The sequence below is a fragment of the Tumebacillus permanentifrigoris genome (assembly GCF_003148565.1).
Lineage (GTDB): Bacteria > Bacillota > Bacilli > Tumebacillales > Tumebacillaceae > Tumebacillus > Tumebacillus permanentifrigoris.
Genome location: NZ_QGGL01000019.1, coordinates 1 through 16,716 on the forward strand (window position 1 = coordinate 1; position 16,716 = coordinate 16,716).

The following is a 16,716-nucleotide window of genomic DNA, read 5'->3' on the forward strand; positions in this document are numbered from 1 at the left end:
TTTGAGGGGTGTGCATGGAGGCTTGGGGATTCGCTTGAAGTTCCGACTCCTGATCTTGATCGGTGAGCCAGTTCTCTACCTCGCCCTCATGGTTTGCAGATCGACCTTAAATTTTCTGAGCTTCCTCCTCCGTCAACAGATCGAACAAGCAGTACATCTCCTGAAACACATCACTCATGGTCTCCTCGTCAAGCCCCACTTTTTTTATCGCTAACTTCGCGTAAGCCATCGCCTGATAATTGTCCATTCCCATTCTCACCCTTCCAGTAAACATTTTGCGAAGCACGAACAGACCGAACGGAGTCCCATTCAGTCTAAAATTCGCTTTTGGTCTGCGACCTATAGGATTTTCCGAGTTACACGCATGTCCTCGCGTCTCCTGCGTCAGCTATGCCTACTTTGGCACCAACACCAATCTACGGGGTGCACCATACAGATCGTCAGGCTGCTCTTGCCTCGATCTCTACGATCCAACAAAAAAAACGGCAAACCATTACGGTTCGCCGCCCTCATCCTTAGCTTTTATCGTTTTGATCATGTCTAAGTGTATGAGCCCCAGATAGCCACACTGACCCAACACTTCAAACGCGGTCAGCACGTTATACTGCTCAGGGGAGACCGTCACCAGCCGACCCTCCATTACATCAAGGCCAATTTCAATCGCCCTACGCAATAGCTCCTGACGGCCCGCCTCGCCCTTCTTGTGATTCTTGATATGCCCCATAGAAGCCCACCAAGCCCTTATTCGGTCGTTCGGCAGTAAGATGATCGCTTTATGCTCGCTCATGTTCTCGCTCACTATTTGAGACCGTTGAGCTTGCCCATCCTCGTCTTGCCTTTCCTGGGCGAAGCAACAAGGCTATTTAGAGGACTTGCAGTTTGGTGTGCTTTCGCTAGGTCTTGGCCGGTCAGATTCACATACCGTTTCGTCATGTTCATGTCTGTATGCCCCATCGTTCGTTGCAACCCGAACGCGTGGCCTCCGTTTCGTAAGTACATCAACGCAAAACTATGTCTAAGATCATAGGGCCGGATGTGTACACCAAGCTGCTTGCTATACGCTTCCATTCGATCACCCCACGTATGCCTATTGAGCATGGTTCCTTCGTTCGTGCAGAAAACGGGAACGTCCGTGTTGTCCCAAAAGTCGGGACGGGCACGAATCAGCTTTCGTAAAGACTCAGCAGTCAACGGAAGAATAGGTAACGTTCTGGCCGTCCTTGTCTTGGCGACTTCAGCAGGAACTGTCACGACCAAATGCCGCAAATCAAAATCGTTCACCGTAAGGTGGAACGCCTCTTTCGGTCTGATTCCAGTATCGAGCGTAATGAGAATGAGCGTATAGTCACGCAATCCAACGAAAGTCTTTTGGTCAGGGAGATCGAGCAAACGCTGCAAAGTGTCTTCAGGGACATCCACAATGCGAGGGTCTGCCTTTCTGCGTTTGAACCCTTCGAGGGGGTTGTTGTCAAAGAAGCCTTTTTCAACGCAATACTGGAAGAACCCTCGCAGATTGCCCAGCCGCAAATTAAACGTGACAGGCTTCACATCGTCCGACATATATTCCATAACGGACGCAGACAGGCTGGTGGGATCTTGCCAGGACTGCGGGAACCGCTTAAAGTACCGTCGGACGTGGCCCTCATAATCGCTCAGAGTCGTTGGGCCGACTCTATGTTGGGCTTGTTTGAAGAATAGAAACTCCCTCAAGACCTCTTCCCATGAACCAACAACGGCCGCGACCTTTTGCAACCGTTTCTTCGGCGTTTTTTGCATAAAAAAAATTCCTCCCTATGGCGATTTTGTGCCACAGAAGGAACGTCTGTTTTGGAATCCTGTGCGTCATTTTCTTCAAGAATAGACACACTGGAATATTCAATTTCAGCATCGTTGTGGAAAGGCATAATACGCACGAAAAGCGGAAAATTGGTGCGGATGAAGGGACTCGAACCCCCACGGTTGCCCGCTGGTACCTAAAACCAGTGCGTCTGCCAATTCCGCCACATCCGCGTGTGAAAATACTAAACCGCTTCCGTGAGTTCTAATATATAGGAACTTGTGGAGGATTGCAACCCTTTTTTCAAAAAGAATATCTCACGAGCGTTTCGTTCCTAATCGCAATTGAAAAAGCCCTCGGTTCGCGTACTCGCGACACAAGGACTGATCTGGCTGGGGAGGAAGGGATCGAACCTTCGCATGACAGAGTCAAAGTCTGTTGCCTTACCGCTTGGCGACTCCCCATCGAAAGTTTGAAAGTGTGATGTGGCAGGGGCAGCAGGACTTGAACCCACGACATTCGGTTTTGGAGACCGACGTTCTACCAACTGAACTATGCCCCTGTGACATCAATTATCGTATCACAATTCCCCACTGATGTCAAAACTACATTTTGGAAAGTAAATGAGCGTATAGCGCCTGTGCCACATCCTCTTCGACGGTATTGAATGCACGGCCCTGCTCGATGTGCGCCCCATTGATGCAATAGGCCAACCCCAAGTCATGTTCCTTGCTGAAGTACATCCCCGTCAACACGCCATATGCATCCCCAGCATGCCCGTACAACCGTTCCCCTGCGATCAGGTCTTCGGTGATGTGTACATGCAAGCCCTTTTGCTTGTAGAGTCCGTTCACGCCATAACCGCGCCACTGCTCCTCGTGCATCTCTACGATCGTTTCAGGCTTCAAGAGGCGACCATGAACACCCGTGCCTGTTCCGCCGCCTGCTGTAGCCGTACAAGTGGGAGCCATCATATCTCGACCACTTTGATCGGCAGAGCGATCTGCCGCACAGGGGATTCCCCCGCCCTGTTGGTGGGCGAGCAGCAGCTTCGTAAGATCGAGCACACTTGCACGGAGGCCGCCCTGTGGGGAGAAGATCATGCCGTTGCTTCCGATCCTATAGCCACTGAGATCAACCGCTTCTGGTTTGACACCGCGAAACTGGTCGATACTCGGCTCCTGTTCAGCGTTGTAGAGCACCGAAATGCGGTCTATGTCTTCAAGATCGTGGACATTAAATGTCGCCTCCATCCCCAGCGGTTCGCAGATGTGCTGGCGAATGTACCGATCGAAGCGTTCACCGGACACCCGTTCGAGGATCGTCGCGAGAATTCCCGTGCCTAGGTTGGAGTACTCGAACTTCTCCCCTACGGCCCACGGAGCCCAGAGGTCGGATGTATAGTACGCCCCATCCGGCACCAGCAACTCACGGATCGCAGGTGGTTCCGATGTCGTGCGCGTGACCCCGAGAAAGCGGTAATACGCCTGTTCCGCAGCCGGTGTCTGCTCCTCGTGCAAGCTGCCCGTATGCGTCAACAGGTGCCGGATCGTAATCGGCATCCTTGGATGATGCGGATTGCGCACTTCAAACCCCAGATGTGTCGAGATCTCATCGTCCAGTTGCAACTTCCCTGCCTCTACCTGTTGCATCACCGCCGTCCCGACCAAGACTTTCGAGATCGACGCCACACGAAACATCGTCTCGGCCCGCACCGGCACGCCTCGCTCCAAGTCAGCACTCCCAAAGCCTCTACTCCAGATCACATGGCCTTGGTGCACCACAGCTGCTGCCAGCCCGACCACTCCGTACTGGGTCATGATCTGTTGTATCGCTTGCTCCATCTCCCCACGCTCCTCGAAGTTACTTTGCCACAATTGTAGGTCACCTGTTACCTACTTGTCAAAAAACGGCACAGTGGGTTGGCCATCAAATCGCCAACCCGCTGTGCCGTTTTCGCCGCGTTCATTCTGCTACTCGAGTCCCTTGCCTTCATTGATCTGCCGGATCAGCGCCAGATCGATTTTCGGCTGGCGGTCGTAGGTCAGCAACCCGTTGATCTCTTGCTCCACATCGGTCAACTGTGTATAACAGAAGCCTTGCACCAACGGTGATTCCAACAGCGCAGAGATGACCGCATGATAGCGAGCCGCAAAGTCCTGCTCATCACTCGCCCCCGAGTACCCCCAGCCTTCCCAATCGCTTTTCTTAAAGGCGATCCCGCCGAACTCCGTCACCTGAATCGGTTCTCCGCCATAGACATGACCTGGCGCGTACAGCAAGCGATTACCTGGTGTGGAATTGAGGATGTTGTCGAGGGTCGAATACCGCTCCTTCAACTGTTCCTTGCGTGATTCGTAGTCGTGGATGGTCAGCAAGTCCGACTTGGTGTGCTCCCAACCATCGTTGGAGATGACGGGTCGGGTCGGGTCGAGCGACTTGGTGAGGTAGTACATCGCCATGCAGTGCGCCTGTTGACGAGAATCGGCCAACAAGCGCGGAACGCCCCAGCTCTCGTTGATCGGCACCCATGCCACGATGCAGGGATGGTTGTAATCGCGCTCAACCGCCGCCTGCCACTCTGCTGTCATTCGACGCACCGCTTGATCGGAATACGTGTAGGCATTCGCCATCTCACCCCAGACCAACAGCCCCAACCGATCGGCCCAGTACAGGTAGCGCGGGTCCTCGATTTTTTGGTGTTTGCGAGCACCGTTGAAGCCCATCTCCTTGGTCAATTCCACATCCCGGCGGATCGCCTCGTCACTTGGCGGTGTCAAGATTCCGTCCGGGAAATACCCTTGGTCTAACACAAGCTTCATATAATAGGGACGATTGTTGAGGAATACCTTGCCCTGCTCGATCGCGATCTTGCGCATGCCAAAGTAACCATTCACCTCATCGAGGACCAAGTCCCCGCGCACGACGCGAAACTGGATGTCATAGAGGTTCGGATGCTCTGGTGCCCACAGCCGCCCTGCATCGTGTACATTGAAATCCTGCAGTCGGATACGGCGTTGTGAGTTCGCTTCCTGCAGATGTACAGTCTCCTGAGCAACCAAATTCCCGTCAAAGGAGATCTCCACATGCAAAGCGTCCCCCCGCTGCAGATTCGCCACCCAATACTCCACCGCGATCTCATCGTGATCGATGTCCGGCGTCAGTTTCACCCGTTCCAGATGCGTCTCTGAAACCGCTTCCAACCAAACCGTCTGCCAGATGCCCGTCGTGCGGATGTAGAAGATCGACTCTGACTTTTCCTTCCAATATTGCTTCCCACGCGGTTGGTCCAACGCATCAGATGGGTCCTCGGCCTGTACGATGACCTCATTTTCCCCGTCCTGCAGGACCGCGGTGATGTCGAGGTGAAACGGTACATGCCCACCCTCGTGGAACCCGACCAAGCTTCCGTTCACCCACACCGTGGCGCGGTAGTCGACAGCCCCAAAGTGCAGGAGGATGCGGCGGCCCGCCATCTCAGCGGGCAGGGCGAACGTGCGCTTGTACCAGACCACATCATGGAACGAGGAGTCTCCGATCCCGCTCAACTCGCTCTGGTACGCGAACGGAACGTTGATCTGGTGCGTAAAGTTGCCGTCCTCAAACCCGAAATCCCATTCTCCATTCAAATTCATCCACAACGCACGCTGAAACTGCGGGCGTGGGTATTCGTTGCGCGGAAGCATGGCCATCCCCGTGTGTCCCCTCTCGATACGTACATTATTTTCCTTAGTTACCCGTTGAAATTCTGTATTCCCAATTCAAAGGCGAAGATTTATAATGACTTTATAAAACAATTTTATTATCTATCTCCACTATACCCGCGCTTTTCCAACTTTTCAAGCATTTTCGGAAGGGAGTCCACGCGATGCAACACCTCCGCTCCATCCCGCTCGGCCTGCTCCTGACCGCTGTCCTGCTCGGCGGTTGCCAGTCCTCCGCACAACAAGCGATCTCCTCTCCCCAGATCAAGCAATACCCGGCCAGCGGTGCCGGATTCGTACAAGTCGCCCCTAGCAAGCGCTACTTCCAGTTCGAGGACGGCACGCCGTTCGTGATCATCGGTGCCAATGAAGCGATGACATGGCCCGATCTCGACGGCCTCTACAGCAACACCAACATGAAACGCACGGAAGCCTACTTGCAGATGCTCCACGACCATGGGGTCAACACGATCCGCGTGATGGCAGAGTACAGTCAGGATGGCGTACACAACTTCGAGAGCCCGCTCGGCACCTACACCCCAGAAACGATCTCCTACTGGGATCAGCTATTCCAACTGTGTGAGAAGTACGACCTGTACGTGCTGCTCACCCCGTGGGACACATTTTGGATGAGCAAGAACTGGGACACCAACCCGTACAACGCCGCCAACGGAGGTCCGGCCCAGAGCAAGCATGACTTCCTCACCTCGCCCGCCGTCCGTCAAGCGCAGAAAAACCGCCTGCAATTCATGATCAATCGCTGGGGCAACTCCAAGCACTTGCTGGCCTGGGAGATTCTCAACGAGGCGGACATGTGGTGGGAAGCAACCCCTGTGGAGATTCGCGAGTGGGTCGATGACATGAGCGCCTATGTCAAAGCTACGGAGCAGCAAAAGTTGGGCAAGACGCACATGGTGACGTTCTCCACCGCCAAGGCCGTTCCCGACGGTGTGCTCGGGGAAACGGTATTCAATCACCCGAACATCGACTTCGCCAACACGCACCTCTACGCAGAACCGGCCGTCAATGCCCCTCGCAATGCCATTGACGCCGCCGTCAGCTTCCAGCAAGACATCCGCGGCGGTCAAGCGGTGATGAAGTCACCGAAGCCCTTTACCGATACGGAAAGCGGCCCGATCACCGAGTGGATCACCGACCATAGCTTCGACGACGAGTACTTTCACAACATGAGTTGGGCACACCTGATGGCTGGTGGTGCTGGATTCGGGATGCGCTGGCCTTATCTAGAACCGCATACCTTGACTGAGACGATGCGCACCTACGAACTGGCGATGTCCAAATTTGCCCGCACGGTGGATTGGACACACTTCGCCTCACACAATATCGACGACCAATTGTCGGTGAACCGCGAGGATGTCAGAGCGATCGGCTCAGGCGACGAGTCGCAAGCGATCGTCTGGTTGCTCCAAGACACCAGCAAGTACACCTATCGCGACCTCACCCCTGACAAGATCCAGACGTTCAAGGATGCCACCCTGATTGTCAAAGGCCTGCGTGCTGGCCGTTATGAAGTTCGGTTCTGGGATACCTACAAGGGCGAACTGCTCAGCTCTGCCACCGTCCCAGATGATCAAGGCTCGCTGACGATCAAACTCCCGCCGTTCTCCAAGGACCTTGCCTTGCACATCCTGAAGCCGTAAAAAAACCGTCTGCCCTCGGCGACGGTTTTTTTGCTATCTCCACGGTTTCCACTGCCCACGCCAGCTCACACGCAGATCGAGAGCATAGCGGGTCGGGTGGTACTTGGACAGCAGATGCAACAGATGGTAATACATCATGTGCCCGATCAGAACAGGCCAGATGGTCAGGAACAGGATCGGAACTGCCACGCAAATCAGCGTGAGGATGCTGGTCAGCAGCAACACACAAACCACCGACAGCGGATGCTTGCCCGCCAAAAGATATGCCTGCTTGAGCAACTCTGGCAGGCGCGTCGCAGGTTGCAACACCAGCAGCGGGTAGGCGATCACTTGCACCAAGACCGCCATGACGACCACATAGAGCACCGTCCAACTCAGGAGTTGACCCACCCACCCATGATCGGACGACATGAGCAGGAACAAGTAGCAAGCAGCAGGCACCATGACGAGCAGGTTGAGCATGCTCAACGCCAGCGTAGGTTTGGTGATCCGAACCAACCCTTCTCGGAAACACGGCCACAGCTCCACCTCCCCTTGGGCACGGCGATGGATGGTGTACAGCACGGCCCCTGTCGCAGGGCCGATCGTCACCAGCGGCCACGAACAGCACAGCCACAGCAAGGTCAGCCCGATCGCAAAGCCCAATTGGCGATAGGTTTCAAACACAGCTTTGTGCACCAGACGCAAGGCATCGCTCATCCTGTCCACCTACCCTTTGATCCCGGACATGGAGACACCCTTGACGAAGAAACGTTGTGAGAACAGGAACAGGACGAGCACAGGCAGTGCTGAGAGCACAGTTCCTGCCATCAGCTTGGCATACTGCGTCGTGTACGCTCCTTGGAGAATCGACAAGCCAACTGGCAGCGTGCGCGTCTCCACTTTGTTGGTGACGATCAAGGGCCAGAGAAAGTCATTCCAGTTGCCAAGGAAGGTGAGCAGGGCGAGGGTGACGAGTGCCGGCTTGGAAAGTGGCAAGATGATGCGCACGAAGATTTGCAGCGAACTCGCCCCATCGATCCGTGCCGCCTCCTCCAACTCGCGTGGGATGCCCTCGTAAAACGAGCGCAACAGGAAGATCCCCAACACCCCGCCAAGGCCTGGCACGATCATCGCCCACGGCGTGTCGATCCAGTGAATCGCATCGACGATCGCATACAGCGGGATGAAATTCATTACCGTCGGGATCATCATCGTCGCCATCAGTGTCCAAAAGATAATTTCCTTCCCCCGAAACGCCATGCGGGCATACGCATAGGCGGCCAACGCGTCCACGATCAGCACCAACAGCGTATGCAGAGTGGAGATGAACAAACTATTGCCAAACCACAGGAAGATCGGAGATTGCTCTGTATCCCCCAACACATTGCGGTAGTTCTCCAGCGTGATCGTCTCCGGAATCCAGCGCAAGGGCAACTGAATCGCTTGCCCCTCAGGCTTGAACGAGGTGGAGATGATCCACAACAGAGGCGCCATCCAGAGGATCGCGACCACCGTCAAGAAAACAAAGGACACCCATTTGGTTGTGCGTTCTTCCGATTTTAGTGCCATGTGTTCTCCCCCCTATTCCGCTTGTGTCCGGCGCTTGCGACCGGAGCGATCTCTGTTGATCCAACCGAACTGCACGACGCTGACGATCAGCATGAACATCCCCATCACGATCGCCATCGCCGCCGCATCGCCCATCCTGTAGCTCCCAAACGCCGCCTCACGAATGTACATGATCAACGTCTTGGTTTCCGTGCCCGGCCCGCCCTGTGTTGCGACCATCGATTGTCCGAAAATGTTGAACGAATCGATCGTTGTCGTGACCAGCGCGAACAACATCGGCCCACGCAACCCCGGCAAGATCACGTTCAAAAAGCGCGAAACTTTGCCTGCTCCGTCCAATTTTGCCGCTTCATGCAGATCGTCCGGAATGTCGTTGAGCCCCGCGAGGAAGATGATCAAGTTCCGTCCAATCGTCCACCAGACGGTGATGATCACCAGTGCAATCCACGCCCACGGCAGATCGGCCAACCAAGCAACTCCCGTGATGCCGAGCTTCGCGAGATAGTAGTTCACGAGACCGGCATTGCTGTCGAACATCCACACCCAGATCAGCACCGCCGTGACAACAGACAGCAGGGACGGTGCATAGAACAAGGCGCGAAAGAACCCGCTCCCCCACGTCTTGGTATCGATTGCAATCGCCAGCAACAGCGGCACGAGGATCAAGACAGGCACCGCGAAGATCACGAACTTAAACGTGTTCCAACAGGCGTTCCAAAACTCACTGTAGTCGATGCTGTCCTTGTTGAAAAAAATGTCATAGTAGTTTTCCAATCCCACAAACTTGGCCGGACGCAGGAGGTCCCAATCATGAAGGCTTAGATACACCCCGTATCCGGTCGGAAGGACGAGGAAGATGAGGAAAAAGAGCAAGTGCGGTGCGATGTACAGATACGGTGTGATGCTCTGCATGGTGAACGTGCGGGACTTTTTCGGACTGCGCGCGGCCGATACCTGTAGATTCGGCTCAACAGGGACGCTTGTTTTCATTCGACTCTTTCACCTCACAGTTCGCAAAAAAGGGAGGTTGCCCTCCCCTCTGCAACTACTGACGATACGCTTACTTCGCCGCTTTTGCCGCTTTCTCGCCTTTGTCCTTCGCTTCATCAAGTGCCGCTTGTGGGGTCATCTGCCCGAGCAGCGCTTTGTTGATCGCCGTCTCAGCCGGAGCCCAGACATCGACATAGGTCGGAGACGCCGGTGGGAACACGAGGTACGGAACTTGTTCAGCGATGGCACTCTGTTCCTTCAGCGCTTTGAACTCAGCACTATCACGCACGGAGTTTTTCGCCGGGATTTGACCGCCCTTCGCCCATTCGATGCTGTTCGAAGTGACATAGTTGATGAAGGTGATCGCCGCTTTGGTTTTCTCCGGGTCGTCCTTTTTCTGCTTCGGAATGACAAAGTTGTGCGAGTTCGCCCATGTCGCCGGCATGTCACCAAACTGTGGGATCGCCGCAGCTGCGAAATTCAGACCTTGTTGCTCCTTGAACCCGTTGATCATCCAGATGCCGTTGATCGTCATCGCCATCTTGCCTTGCTTGAACAGCGTGACTTCGCCGTCAGCTTGGATCTTCTCCGGGGAGATCTTGTCTTTGTAGATCAGATCGGACAGCGTCTGCAACGCCTTGACACCTTTGTCATCGTTGTACAGCGCGGTCATGCCGTCTTTGCTGACCGACTCACCGCCGAATTGGCGCAGCGTCGAGTAGTACATCAGGTTTGCTGGCCACAGGGTCGGCATCCCGAAGCCCCACTGGTCGATCTTGCCGTCACCGTCGGTGTCCTTCGTCGTCGCCTTGGCGATTTTTACGAAGTCTGCCATCGTGGCCGGCGGCTTGTCAAAGCCTTCCTTTTTCAGCAGGTCGACGTTGTAGTAGAGAGCGATCGGATGCACGTCGAGCGGCACCGAATAGCGCTTGCTCTCGTAGATCCCTGCATCCCAGACTTGCGGGATGAAGTCTTCCTTTTTGAGATCGGAGTCTTTGAGCAGATCATCGAGCGGAGTGAGCACACCCTTGCTTGCCATGCGCGGGACTTGGTCCAAGTGCATCGCAGCCACATCTGGCGCGGTGCCGGAGTTGACGACGGTGCGGATCTTGTCATAGAACTGATCCCACTTCATGGTCTGAGTCTTGATCTCGATCTTGCCTTCGTATTGTTTGTTAAACCCATCCACGATCTTTTTCATGTCGTTGCCATCCGGTCCCGTGAAGCCGTTCCAGAACTCCAGCGTGACTTTCTTGCTGTCGGAGGTGCTAGATGCCTCCTTGGTGGTGGTACTGCTACATCCAGTCAAAACGAGTGAAAAGCCAAGCGCCGAAGCCATTGCAAGTTGTAGTACTTTCGCTGATTTCATTGACAAGCCCCTTTCTCTCTGGTTCATGATACCGCTTTCACGAAACTTAATTAAAATAATTTTCTAAGTGGATTATAGCATCCGCCTGTTGTATTGGTCAAACTTTTCCGTTAAATTAAATCACTTATCACTCAAATGTTGTTACACCTTTTGGAGTTAGTAAATTACGAAGCAACAGCGTAAAACCACCGATGGCGGCAGCGTTGGCGCCGAGTTCGGACGTGACGATGCTGACGATGCTCACAGGCGTATGCAAAGCCCGCTTTTGCACCGTCTCCCGCAACGCGTTGAGCAAAAAATCACCGGCGCGCGAAACGCCTCCACTCAGGATGATCCGCGAGGGGTTTAACGTATTGATCATATTGGCGATGCCGATCCCCAAGTATCGACCGGTGTCCGCAAGCACTTCCACTGCCAGTGCATCGCCTTCCAAGGCGGCAAGATAGACGAGTTCACCAGTAATCTCCGTTTCTTGCTCACCCGCAACGTGCAGGAGCCGCGACTGTTTGCCCAGTCGAATCGCCTGCCGTGCACGCTGTGCAATCGCCGGACCTGAAGTCAAAGCTTCCAGACAGCCATAATTGCCGCAACTGCAACGCGGGCCGTTGACATCGATCGTGGTGTGTCCCATCTCCCCCGCTGTAAATGAAGCGCCATGGTAGAGGTTGTGATCGATGATGATCCCTGCCCCCACGCCGGTGCCGACGTTGACGCAGATGAAATTTGCGATGCCTTGCCCCTGTCCAAACCAACTCTCCGCCAACGCAGTAGCGCGCACATCGTTCTCCACTTCGACGGGCAGGTTGAACACAGCTTCTAACTCATCCTTGATCGGCATGTCATGCAAGTTGAGGTTCGGTGCGAAAATCGAAAGGCCACGTACCGTATCAACCAAACCGTGCATCCCCACTCCAATCCCCAGAAACTCCTGTTGATCGCTGCAGGGGGTGTCGTCGATCACTTCGCGCACAACTTGGGTGAGAAGTTGCAAAAACTGCTCCTTGGTCGGAGTCGGAGGTACAGGCAAAACCCGTTCGTTCACGACGGTGCCGCCAAGCGTTGCGACGACTGCTCGAACTTTTTTGGCCCCGGCGTAGACACCGATCAGGTAAAAAGCGGAGGCATTGAGTTGCAACATGATCGGTTTGCGACCGCCTGTTGATTCACCCAAGGCACTCTCCAACACCAACCGATTCTCCATCAACTCTCCCACGATGTTCGTGACGGTCGGCGGGGTCAGTTTGGTCAATTTCGCGATTTCGGCTCTGGAGATCGGGCCATGTAGGCGGATCAAATTGAGTATCGTTGATTTGTTTAAGTTCTTCATCCACTGGAAGCTACCCACTTGGATCGACTGTGACATGTGCATTTCTCCTCTGCCAACTTCCCGTCATCTCACCAAAATATCCGGGCGTTTGTAGGGTTGTCCCTGTCGTTCCATCATAATATATTTCCACGCGCCCGTGTGCGTCAAAAACTCATTTCCTTCCGCTCGCACGAGCAGCGTGTCCTCCGACTTGATGCCGCGGATCGCCGGATTCCAAGCAAACGCTTGGTTGACCTGCACGATTCCTGTACAGTCTGGCGTCGCCAAAAACTCCCGCGACGCATAGCCGGTCGGCCCGCCCTGATGCAGGTAGCGCCAGTCCTCGCCATGCCCGGCTGCACGATAGGCCTCGATCCCACGGAAAAAAATGTCGCGAATCGGAGTGCCAGGAGATGTCGCGAGGTTCATCGTCAGGTCGATCTCCGCCAACTTCAAGCGGTTCTCCTCCAACTCGCGATCCAGAGCGCCGAAGTGGACGAAACGGGTGACGTTGGCGACGAGGCCGTAGCGTTCGGCACAGAGCACCACCATCGCATACGACCGCAGAACTTTCCCAGTTGGGATCGGATGGCGGTAGTTGTAGATGCGTTCGTCGGTGGCGATCAGGATCACCTGTGGGTTGATGCCGTCCTTGATGACCTTTGCCGCGAGTCGGGCTTGGATCTCATACTCAGTCATGCCAGGTTCGATCTCCTGACAGAGCGATTCGACGGCACGAGCGGCACGCTGTGCCAACCAACGGTAGGCATCGATCTGGGGTTCACTCAACACATAGGTCAATTCGGCCAACGAGGAGCTCAGGTTGACGCCATCCCGCAACCCTTCGACCGATTCTGGCTCCACATCGGTGCCGATCGATTTTCCGGTACACAGCTTGGCGATGGAAGCTGCGTGACCTTCGTACCATTCGGACACGACCCACTCGATCGACATCTCCGCCAGTTCCTCATCGCGGATGCGCGCTGCCTCCATCTGGGTCACGATGCAGACGACTCGATCAGGCAAAACCAGCAGGTCACAGACGCCGTGTTCTGACGTGTTGACGATATGATTGGTACGCCCTCCGGTCAGCCATGCGAAACTGCGCCGCTTGCGAAGCAGTACGCCGTCCAGTTCCCAAGCGCCCATCAAGGTGCGGACTTGCTCCACTCGCTCCTGCATCATGTCGCATACCCCCTCGGATGGTGCAGATGCCAGTTCCATGCACTCGCGATGATCGTTTCGAGGGAATCATACTGTGGCTGCCAGCCCAGTTCTTGCCCAGCGCGTTGCGACGAGGCGATCAACACGGCCGGATCGCCCGGACGTCGCGGAACCACCATCGCCGGGATCGGATGCCCCGTGACCGCTCGGGCCTGCTCGATCACATCGCGCACCGAAAAGCCGAGTCCGTTGCCGAGGTTGTAGATTCCGCTCTGCTTGGTTTTACGCAACCGTTGCAGGGCCAGCCAGTGCGCGTTCGCCAAGTCCATCACATGCACGTAGTCCCGAACACACGTGCCGTCTACCGTCGGGTAGTCGTCACCAAAAATCGAGACCGCATCCCGCTGTTCGAGCGCCACCTGCAACACGATTGGAATCAAGTGGCTCTCCGGGGTGTGATCCTCCCCGATCTGTCCGTCCGGGTGCGCCCCTGCGGCGTTGAAGTAGCGCAGGCAGATCGAACGGATGCCATAGGCCCCTTCACACCAGCGCAACATCTTCTCAATCGCCAGCTTGGTTTCCCCGTATGGCGACGTCGGCGCGGTGGCATCCGTTTCACAGATCGGCACCTGTTCTGGCTCCCCGTAGACTGCTGCAGTCGAGGAAAAGACGATGTTGGGTACGCCGTGTCGCTTCATCGCGCTCAACAGACGTTGCGCGGTCACGACGTTGTTGTCGTAATACGCCAACGGATCGGTCACGCTCTCCCCGACCAACGAATCGGCGGCGAAGTGAATGACCGCTTCGATTGCATGCTTGTCGAAGATGCGATCCAACAATTCCTGATCGCGGATGTCGCCTTCGTAAAAAATAGGGGCGCGTACAGCTGGGCGATGCCCTTTTTGCAAATTGTCGAGCACGACGACTTCCTCGCCATGTGCCAACAGTTCAGCGACCGTGTGGCTGCCGATGTAGCCTGCCCCGCCTGTGACTAGGACTGCCATGTGGACAATTCCCCCTTCACTTCTTGCGCGCCATCGCCGATCGCACAGACGTAGAACGTCGGCGTCAGACCCGTTTGCGCGGTGTAACGGGCCGCCACCAGTTCTTGAAATTCACCAATCGCTTCCCGATGCACGAGCGAGACGGTACACCCGCCAAACCCACCACCGGTCATCCGCGTGCCGATGCATCCGTCCACAACCCGTGCCGCCTCCACCAGCGCATCCAATTCCTGACCTGTCACTTCGTACAGGTCGCGCAACGATTCATGCGACTGGATCATCAAGCGGCCAAATTCGGCCAGATCGCCACTCTCCAACGCGCGGCAGGAAGCCAAGACCCGGTCATTCTCCGAGACCACATGCTCGACGCGCCGTTGCAAGACAGGGAATTCCTGTAAAAGCGGGCGTGCCTCTCGCCAGCCCGCAGCGCTGAGTTCGCCAAGCGAGCCCACCTCTGGATGGTGCGCTTGGATTTGTGCCAGCGCGGTCTCACACTCCGTCCGACGTTCGTTGTAACTGGAATCGAGCAGTTGGCGGCGCTTGTTGGTGTGCGTGATGACCAGTTGGTAGTCGCCGAGTTCGAGCGGTGCATAGCGGTATTCCAACGTATCGCAGTTTAACAGCACCGCATGGTTCGCTCGGCCCATCCCGACTGCAAATTGATCCATGATCCCGCATTGGACACCGATGAACTCGTTCTCGACTTTTTGGCACATCAGCACGAGCTCGACCCGCGACAGGTCCACACCGCCAAGTGCCGCCAATGCCACCGCGGTCACCAGCTCAATCGACGCGGAGGATGACAGCCCCGCACCGTTCGGGATGTTGCCGTGATACAGAATTTCGGCACCGGACAGCGGAATGCCACGCTGTGCCAACTCGCGCACGACACCCTTGGGGAAATTCGCCCAGTCATCCTCCGCCCGGTACACCAGGTTCTCCGTCCCAAACATAACTTCCAGATCAAAATGGGTCGATGCTACGCGAAACACACCATCGGTGCGCGGACGCACATAGGCGTGTGTGCCAAATGACAGCGCAGCCGGGAACACGTATCCACCCGAATAGTCGGTGTGCTCCCCGATCAAATTGACCCGCCCAGGTGCGAAAAAGACGCGCAGGTCGTCGCCCGCTGCTGCTACAAACTCCTCCACCTGTTTCAAAGCACATCCCCCTTCCCCAAGCTCTGCCAACGGCGGAACGCCGCACGCAACTGCTCCGCCGTGTCCTCCACCGCCAGTGGATTGCAAGCCGCCCAAGCGCCCGTCTCCGAGGAGGCGATGAACTTGATCCGATTCGCATCGCGCAACGGCGGGTAGAACTCGATGTGAAAATGATAATAGTCCTCTACGTCGGTACCATGCACCGGCCGCTGGTGCAAGACCATCATATACGGGAACAGACGGTCAAACAGCGTATCCATCGCCCCGGTCATGCCCTGAAGCATCTGTGCCAAACTGTGTTGCTCCTCCGGCGAGAATTGCGGCAGTGCGGTTTTGTGCTGCTTGCTGACGATGTACAGCCCATACGGGTAATCGGTAAAAAATGGGATGTACGCGAGGAAGTGTTCGTTCTCGTGAATCACACGCCCACCAAATGCCTGCTCCTCGCGGTTCATGTCACAGAGCAAGCAATGCCCGGTCGTGCTGTGATGGCGCTTGCAGTTGTCGAGCTCCGTCTGCAGTTTTAATGGCATGTGCGAATACGCGTAGATCTGTCCGTGCGGATGCGGCATCGTCACTCCGCACTCCTCGCCTCGGTTCTCAAAAATCATCACGTACTGATGCTTCGGGTCCTGACTCAACGCGACGTAGCGCTCCGTCCATAGATTGATCAGCTTCCCGATATGCGCGACCGACAGTTGCGGCAACGTGGCCGTGTGGTCGGGCGAGTAGAGAATCACCTCGCACTTGCCATACGAATGCGCCGTCCGGTACAACTCCGAACCGACCGGGTCAGGCTCTGGCGGGTCGGGGCGCAACGCCGGGAAGTCGTTGTCGTAGGCGAATACGTCAAACTGTTCCGGGACTTTGCCGGAACCTGGACAGAACGGGCAAAAATCCTTGGGCATGTTCGGTCGGTTTTGTCTGTTTGATGCGACCATCGTCCAGTCGCCCAACAACGGGTTGTAACGCAGTTCCGCCAACTCGCACCCTTCCTCTCAAAACTTAATTAAATTATTTTAGTATG

General features: G+C 55.6%; 15 protein-coding genes and 3 tRNA genes. 1 reads left to right on the top strand and 17 read right to left on the bottom strand.

Annotated elements, in window-relative coordinates; genetic code table 11:
• Nucleotides 1-106: 106 nt before the first annotated feature.
• From C7459_RS23490 to C7459_RS18590, 8 genes are all read right to left on the bottom strand, one after another.
• A complete protein-coding gene (locus C7459_RS23490) occupies nucleotides 107-247 on the bottom strand; it encodes a hypothetical protein (protein ID WP_170119553.1) in 141 nt (46 codons plus the stop codon).
• Between the two features lie 246 nt (nucleotides 248-493).
• Complete coding sequence (locus tag C7459_RS18560; protein ID WP_146201046.1) at nucleotides 494-787, bottom strand: hypothetical protein; 294 nt, start codon at nucleotides 785-787, stop codon at nucleotides 494-496.
• An 11-nt stretch (nucleotides 788-798) separates the two neighbouring features.
• Nucleotides 799-1,776, bottom strand: coding sequence for a tyrosine-type recombinase/integrase (locus C7459_RS18565; protein WP_109690784.1), 978 nt, complete (start codon nucleotides 1,774-1,776; stop codon nucleotides 799-801).
• Nucleotides 1,777-1,927: 151 nt separating this feature from the next.
• Nucleotides 1,928-2,010: transfer RNA gene (locus C7459_RS18570), tRNA-Leu, on the bottom strand.
• Between the two features lie 156 nt (nucleotides 2,011-2,166).
• Nucleotides 2,167-2,241 (bottom strand) — tRNA-Gln (locus C7459_RS18575).
• A gap of 22 nt (nucleotides 2,242-2,263) precedes the next feature.
• Nucleotides 2,264-2,339: transfer RNA gene (locus tag C7459_RS18580), tRNA-Trp, on the bottom strand.
• A 43-nt stretch (nucleotides 2,340-2,382) separates the two neighbouring features.
• A complete protein-coding gene (locus C7459_RS18585; protein WP_109690785.1) occupies nucleotides 2,383-3,621 on the bottom strand; it encodes a serine hydrolase domain-containing protein in 1,239 nt (412 codons plus the stop codon).
• 129 nt (nucleotides 3,622-3,750) lie between these two features.
• The gene (locus C7459_RS18590) at nucleotides 3,751-5,469 is read right to left on the bottom strand and encodes a glycoside hydrolase family 2 protein (RefSeq protein WP_109690786.1); all 1,719 of its coding nucleotides are present in this window, start codon (nucleotides 5,467-5,469) and stop codon (nucleotides 3,751-3,753) included.
• 176 nt (nucleotides 5,470-5,645) lie between these two features.
• Between C7459_RS18590 and C7459_RS18595 the strand changes: the two genes are divergently transcribed.
• Nucleotides 5,646-7,142: a glycoside hydrolase 5 family protein gene (locus C7459_RS18595; RefSeq protein WP_109690787.1), complete on the top strand. Its 1,497-nt coding sequence runs from the start codon at nucleotides 5,646-5,648 to the stop codon at nucleotides 7,140-7,142.
• Between the two features lie 33 nt (nucleotides 7,143-7,175).
• Here C7459_RS18595 and C7459_RS18600 read toward each other — a convergent pair whose 3' ends face one another.
• From C7459_RS18600 to galT, 9 genes are all read right to left on the bottom strand, one after another.
• Nucleotides 7,176-7,841, bottom strand: a complete 666-nt coding sequence (locus C7459_RS18600; RefSeq protein ID WP_109690788.1) for a YesL family protein — start codon at nucleotides 7,839-7,841, stop codon at nucleotides 7,176-7,178.
• A gap of 9 nt (nucleotides 7,842-7,850) precedes the next feature.
• Nucleotides 7,851-8,693, bottom strand: a complete 843-nt coding sequence (locus tag C7459_RS18605) for a carbohydrate ABC transporter permease (RefSeq protein WP_109690789.1) — start codon at nucleotides 8,691-8,693, stop codon at nucleotides 7,851-7,853.
• A gap of 12 nt (nucleotides 8,694-8,705) precedes the next feature.
• Nucleotides 8,706-9,683: a carbohydrate ABC transporter permease gene (locus C7459_RS18610; protein WP_109690790.1), complete on the bottom strand. Its 978-nt coding sequence runs from the start codon at nucleotides 9,681-9,683 to the stop codon at nucleotides 8,706-8,708.
• 70 nt (nucleotides 9,684-9,753) lie between these two features.
• A complete protein-coding gene (locus C7459_RS18615; RefSeq protein WP_211320424.1) occupies nucleotides 9,754-11,052 on the bottom strand; it encodes an ABC transporter substrate-binding protein in 1,299 nt (432 codons plus the stop codon).
• A 127-nt stretch (nucleotides 11,053-11,179) separates the two neighbouring features.
• Entirely contained in the window at nucleotides 11,180-12,415 is a 1,236-nt protein-coding gene (locus C7459_RS18620; RefSeq protein ID WP_109690791.1) for an ROK family transcriptional regulator, read from the bottom strand.
• Nucleotides 12,416-12,442: 27 nt separating this feature from the next.
• Nucleotides 12,443-13,543 (bottom strand): M24 family metallopeptidase, encoded by a 1,101-nt coding sequence (locus tag C7459_RS18625; protein WP_245884629.1) that lies wholly within the window; start codon nucleotides 13,541-13,543, stop codon nucleotides 12,443-12,445.
• On the bottom strand, nucleotides 13,540-14,526 hold the full coding sequence (galE, locus tag C7459_RS18630) for a UDP-glucose 4-epimerase GalE (RefSeq protein ID WP_109690792.1): 987 nt from the start codon (nucleotides 14,524-14,526) through the stop codon (nucleotides 13,540-13,542). Before galE ends, C7459_RS18625 begins: the two co-directional genes overlap by 4 nt.
• A complete protein-coding gene (locus tag C7459_RS18635) occupies nucleotides 14,514-15,689 on the bottom strand; it encodes a galactokinase (RefSeq protein WP_109690793.1) in 1,176 nt (391 codons plus the stop codon). The genes galE and C7459_RS18635 overlap by 13 nt, the downstream gene beginning before the upstream one ends.
• Nucleotides 15,686-16,672 (bottom strand): galactose-1-phosphate uridylyltransferase, encoded by a 987-nt coding sequence (gene galT, locus C7459_RS18640; RefSeq protein WP_109690794.1) that lies wholly within the window; start codon nucleotides 16,670-16,672, stop codon nucleotides 15,686-15,688. Before galT ends, C7459_RS18635 begins: the two co-directional genes overlap by 4 nt.
• Between the last annotated feature and the right edge of the window lie 44 nt (nucleotides 16,673-16,716).

Coding starts and splice junctions, on each gene's coding strand:
- C7459_RS18615 (WP_211320424.1), bottom strand. CDS start 11,052: ATGAAATCAGCGAAAGTACTACAACTTGCAATGGCTTCGGCGCTTGGC.
- galE (WP_109690792.1), bottom strand. CDS start 14,526: ATGGCAGTCCTAGTCACAGGCGGGGCAGGCTACATCGGCAGCCACACG.
- C7459_RS18590 (WP_109690786.1), bottom strand. CDS start 5,469: ATGGCCATGCTTCCGCGCAACGAATACCCACGCCCGCAGTTTCAGCGT.
- C7459_RS18585 (WP_109690785.1), bottom strand. CDS start 3,621: ATGGAGCAAGCGATACAACAGATCATGACCCAGTACGGAGTGGTCGGG.
- C7459_RS18560 (WP_146201046.1), bottom strand. CDS start 787: ATGAGCGAGCATAAAGCGATCATCTTACTGCCGAACGACCGAATAAGG.
- C7459_RS18600 (WP_109690788.1), bottom strand. CDS start 7,841: ATGAGCGATGCCTTGCGTCTGGTGCACAAAGCTGTGTTTGAAACCTAT.
- C7459_RS18565 (WP_109690784.1), bottom strand. CDS start 1,776: ATGCAAAAAACGCCGAAGAAACGGTTGCAAAAGGTCGCGGCCGTTGTT.
- C7459_RS18620 (WP_109690791.1), bottom strand. CDS start 12,415: ATGTCACAGTCGATCCAAGTGGGTAGCTTCCAGTGGATGAAGAACTTA.
- C7459_RS18625 (WP_245884629.1), bottom strand. CDS start 13,543: ATGATGCAGGAGCGAGTGGAGCAAGTCCGCACCTTGATGGGCGCTTGG.
- C7459_RS18595 (WP_109690787.1), top strand. CDS start 5,646: ATGCAACACCTCCGCTCCATCCCGCTCGGCCTGCTCCTGACCGCTGTC.
- C7459_RS23490 (WP_170119553.1), bottom strand. CDS start 247: ATGGACAATTATCAGGCGATGGCTTACGCGAAGTTAGCGATAAAAAAA.
- C7459_RS18605 (WP_109690789.1), bottom strand. CDS start 8,693: ATGGCACTAAAATCGGAAGAACGCACAACCAAATGGGTGTCCTTTGTT.
- C7459_RS18610 (WP_109690790.1), bottom strand. CDS start 9,683: ATGAAAACAAGCGTCCCTGTTGAGCCGAATCTACAGGTATCGGCCGCG.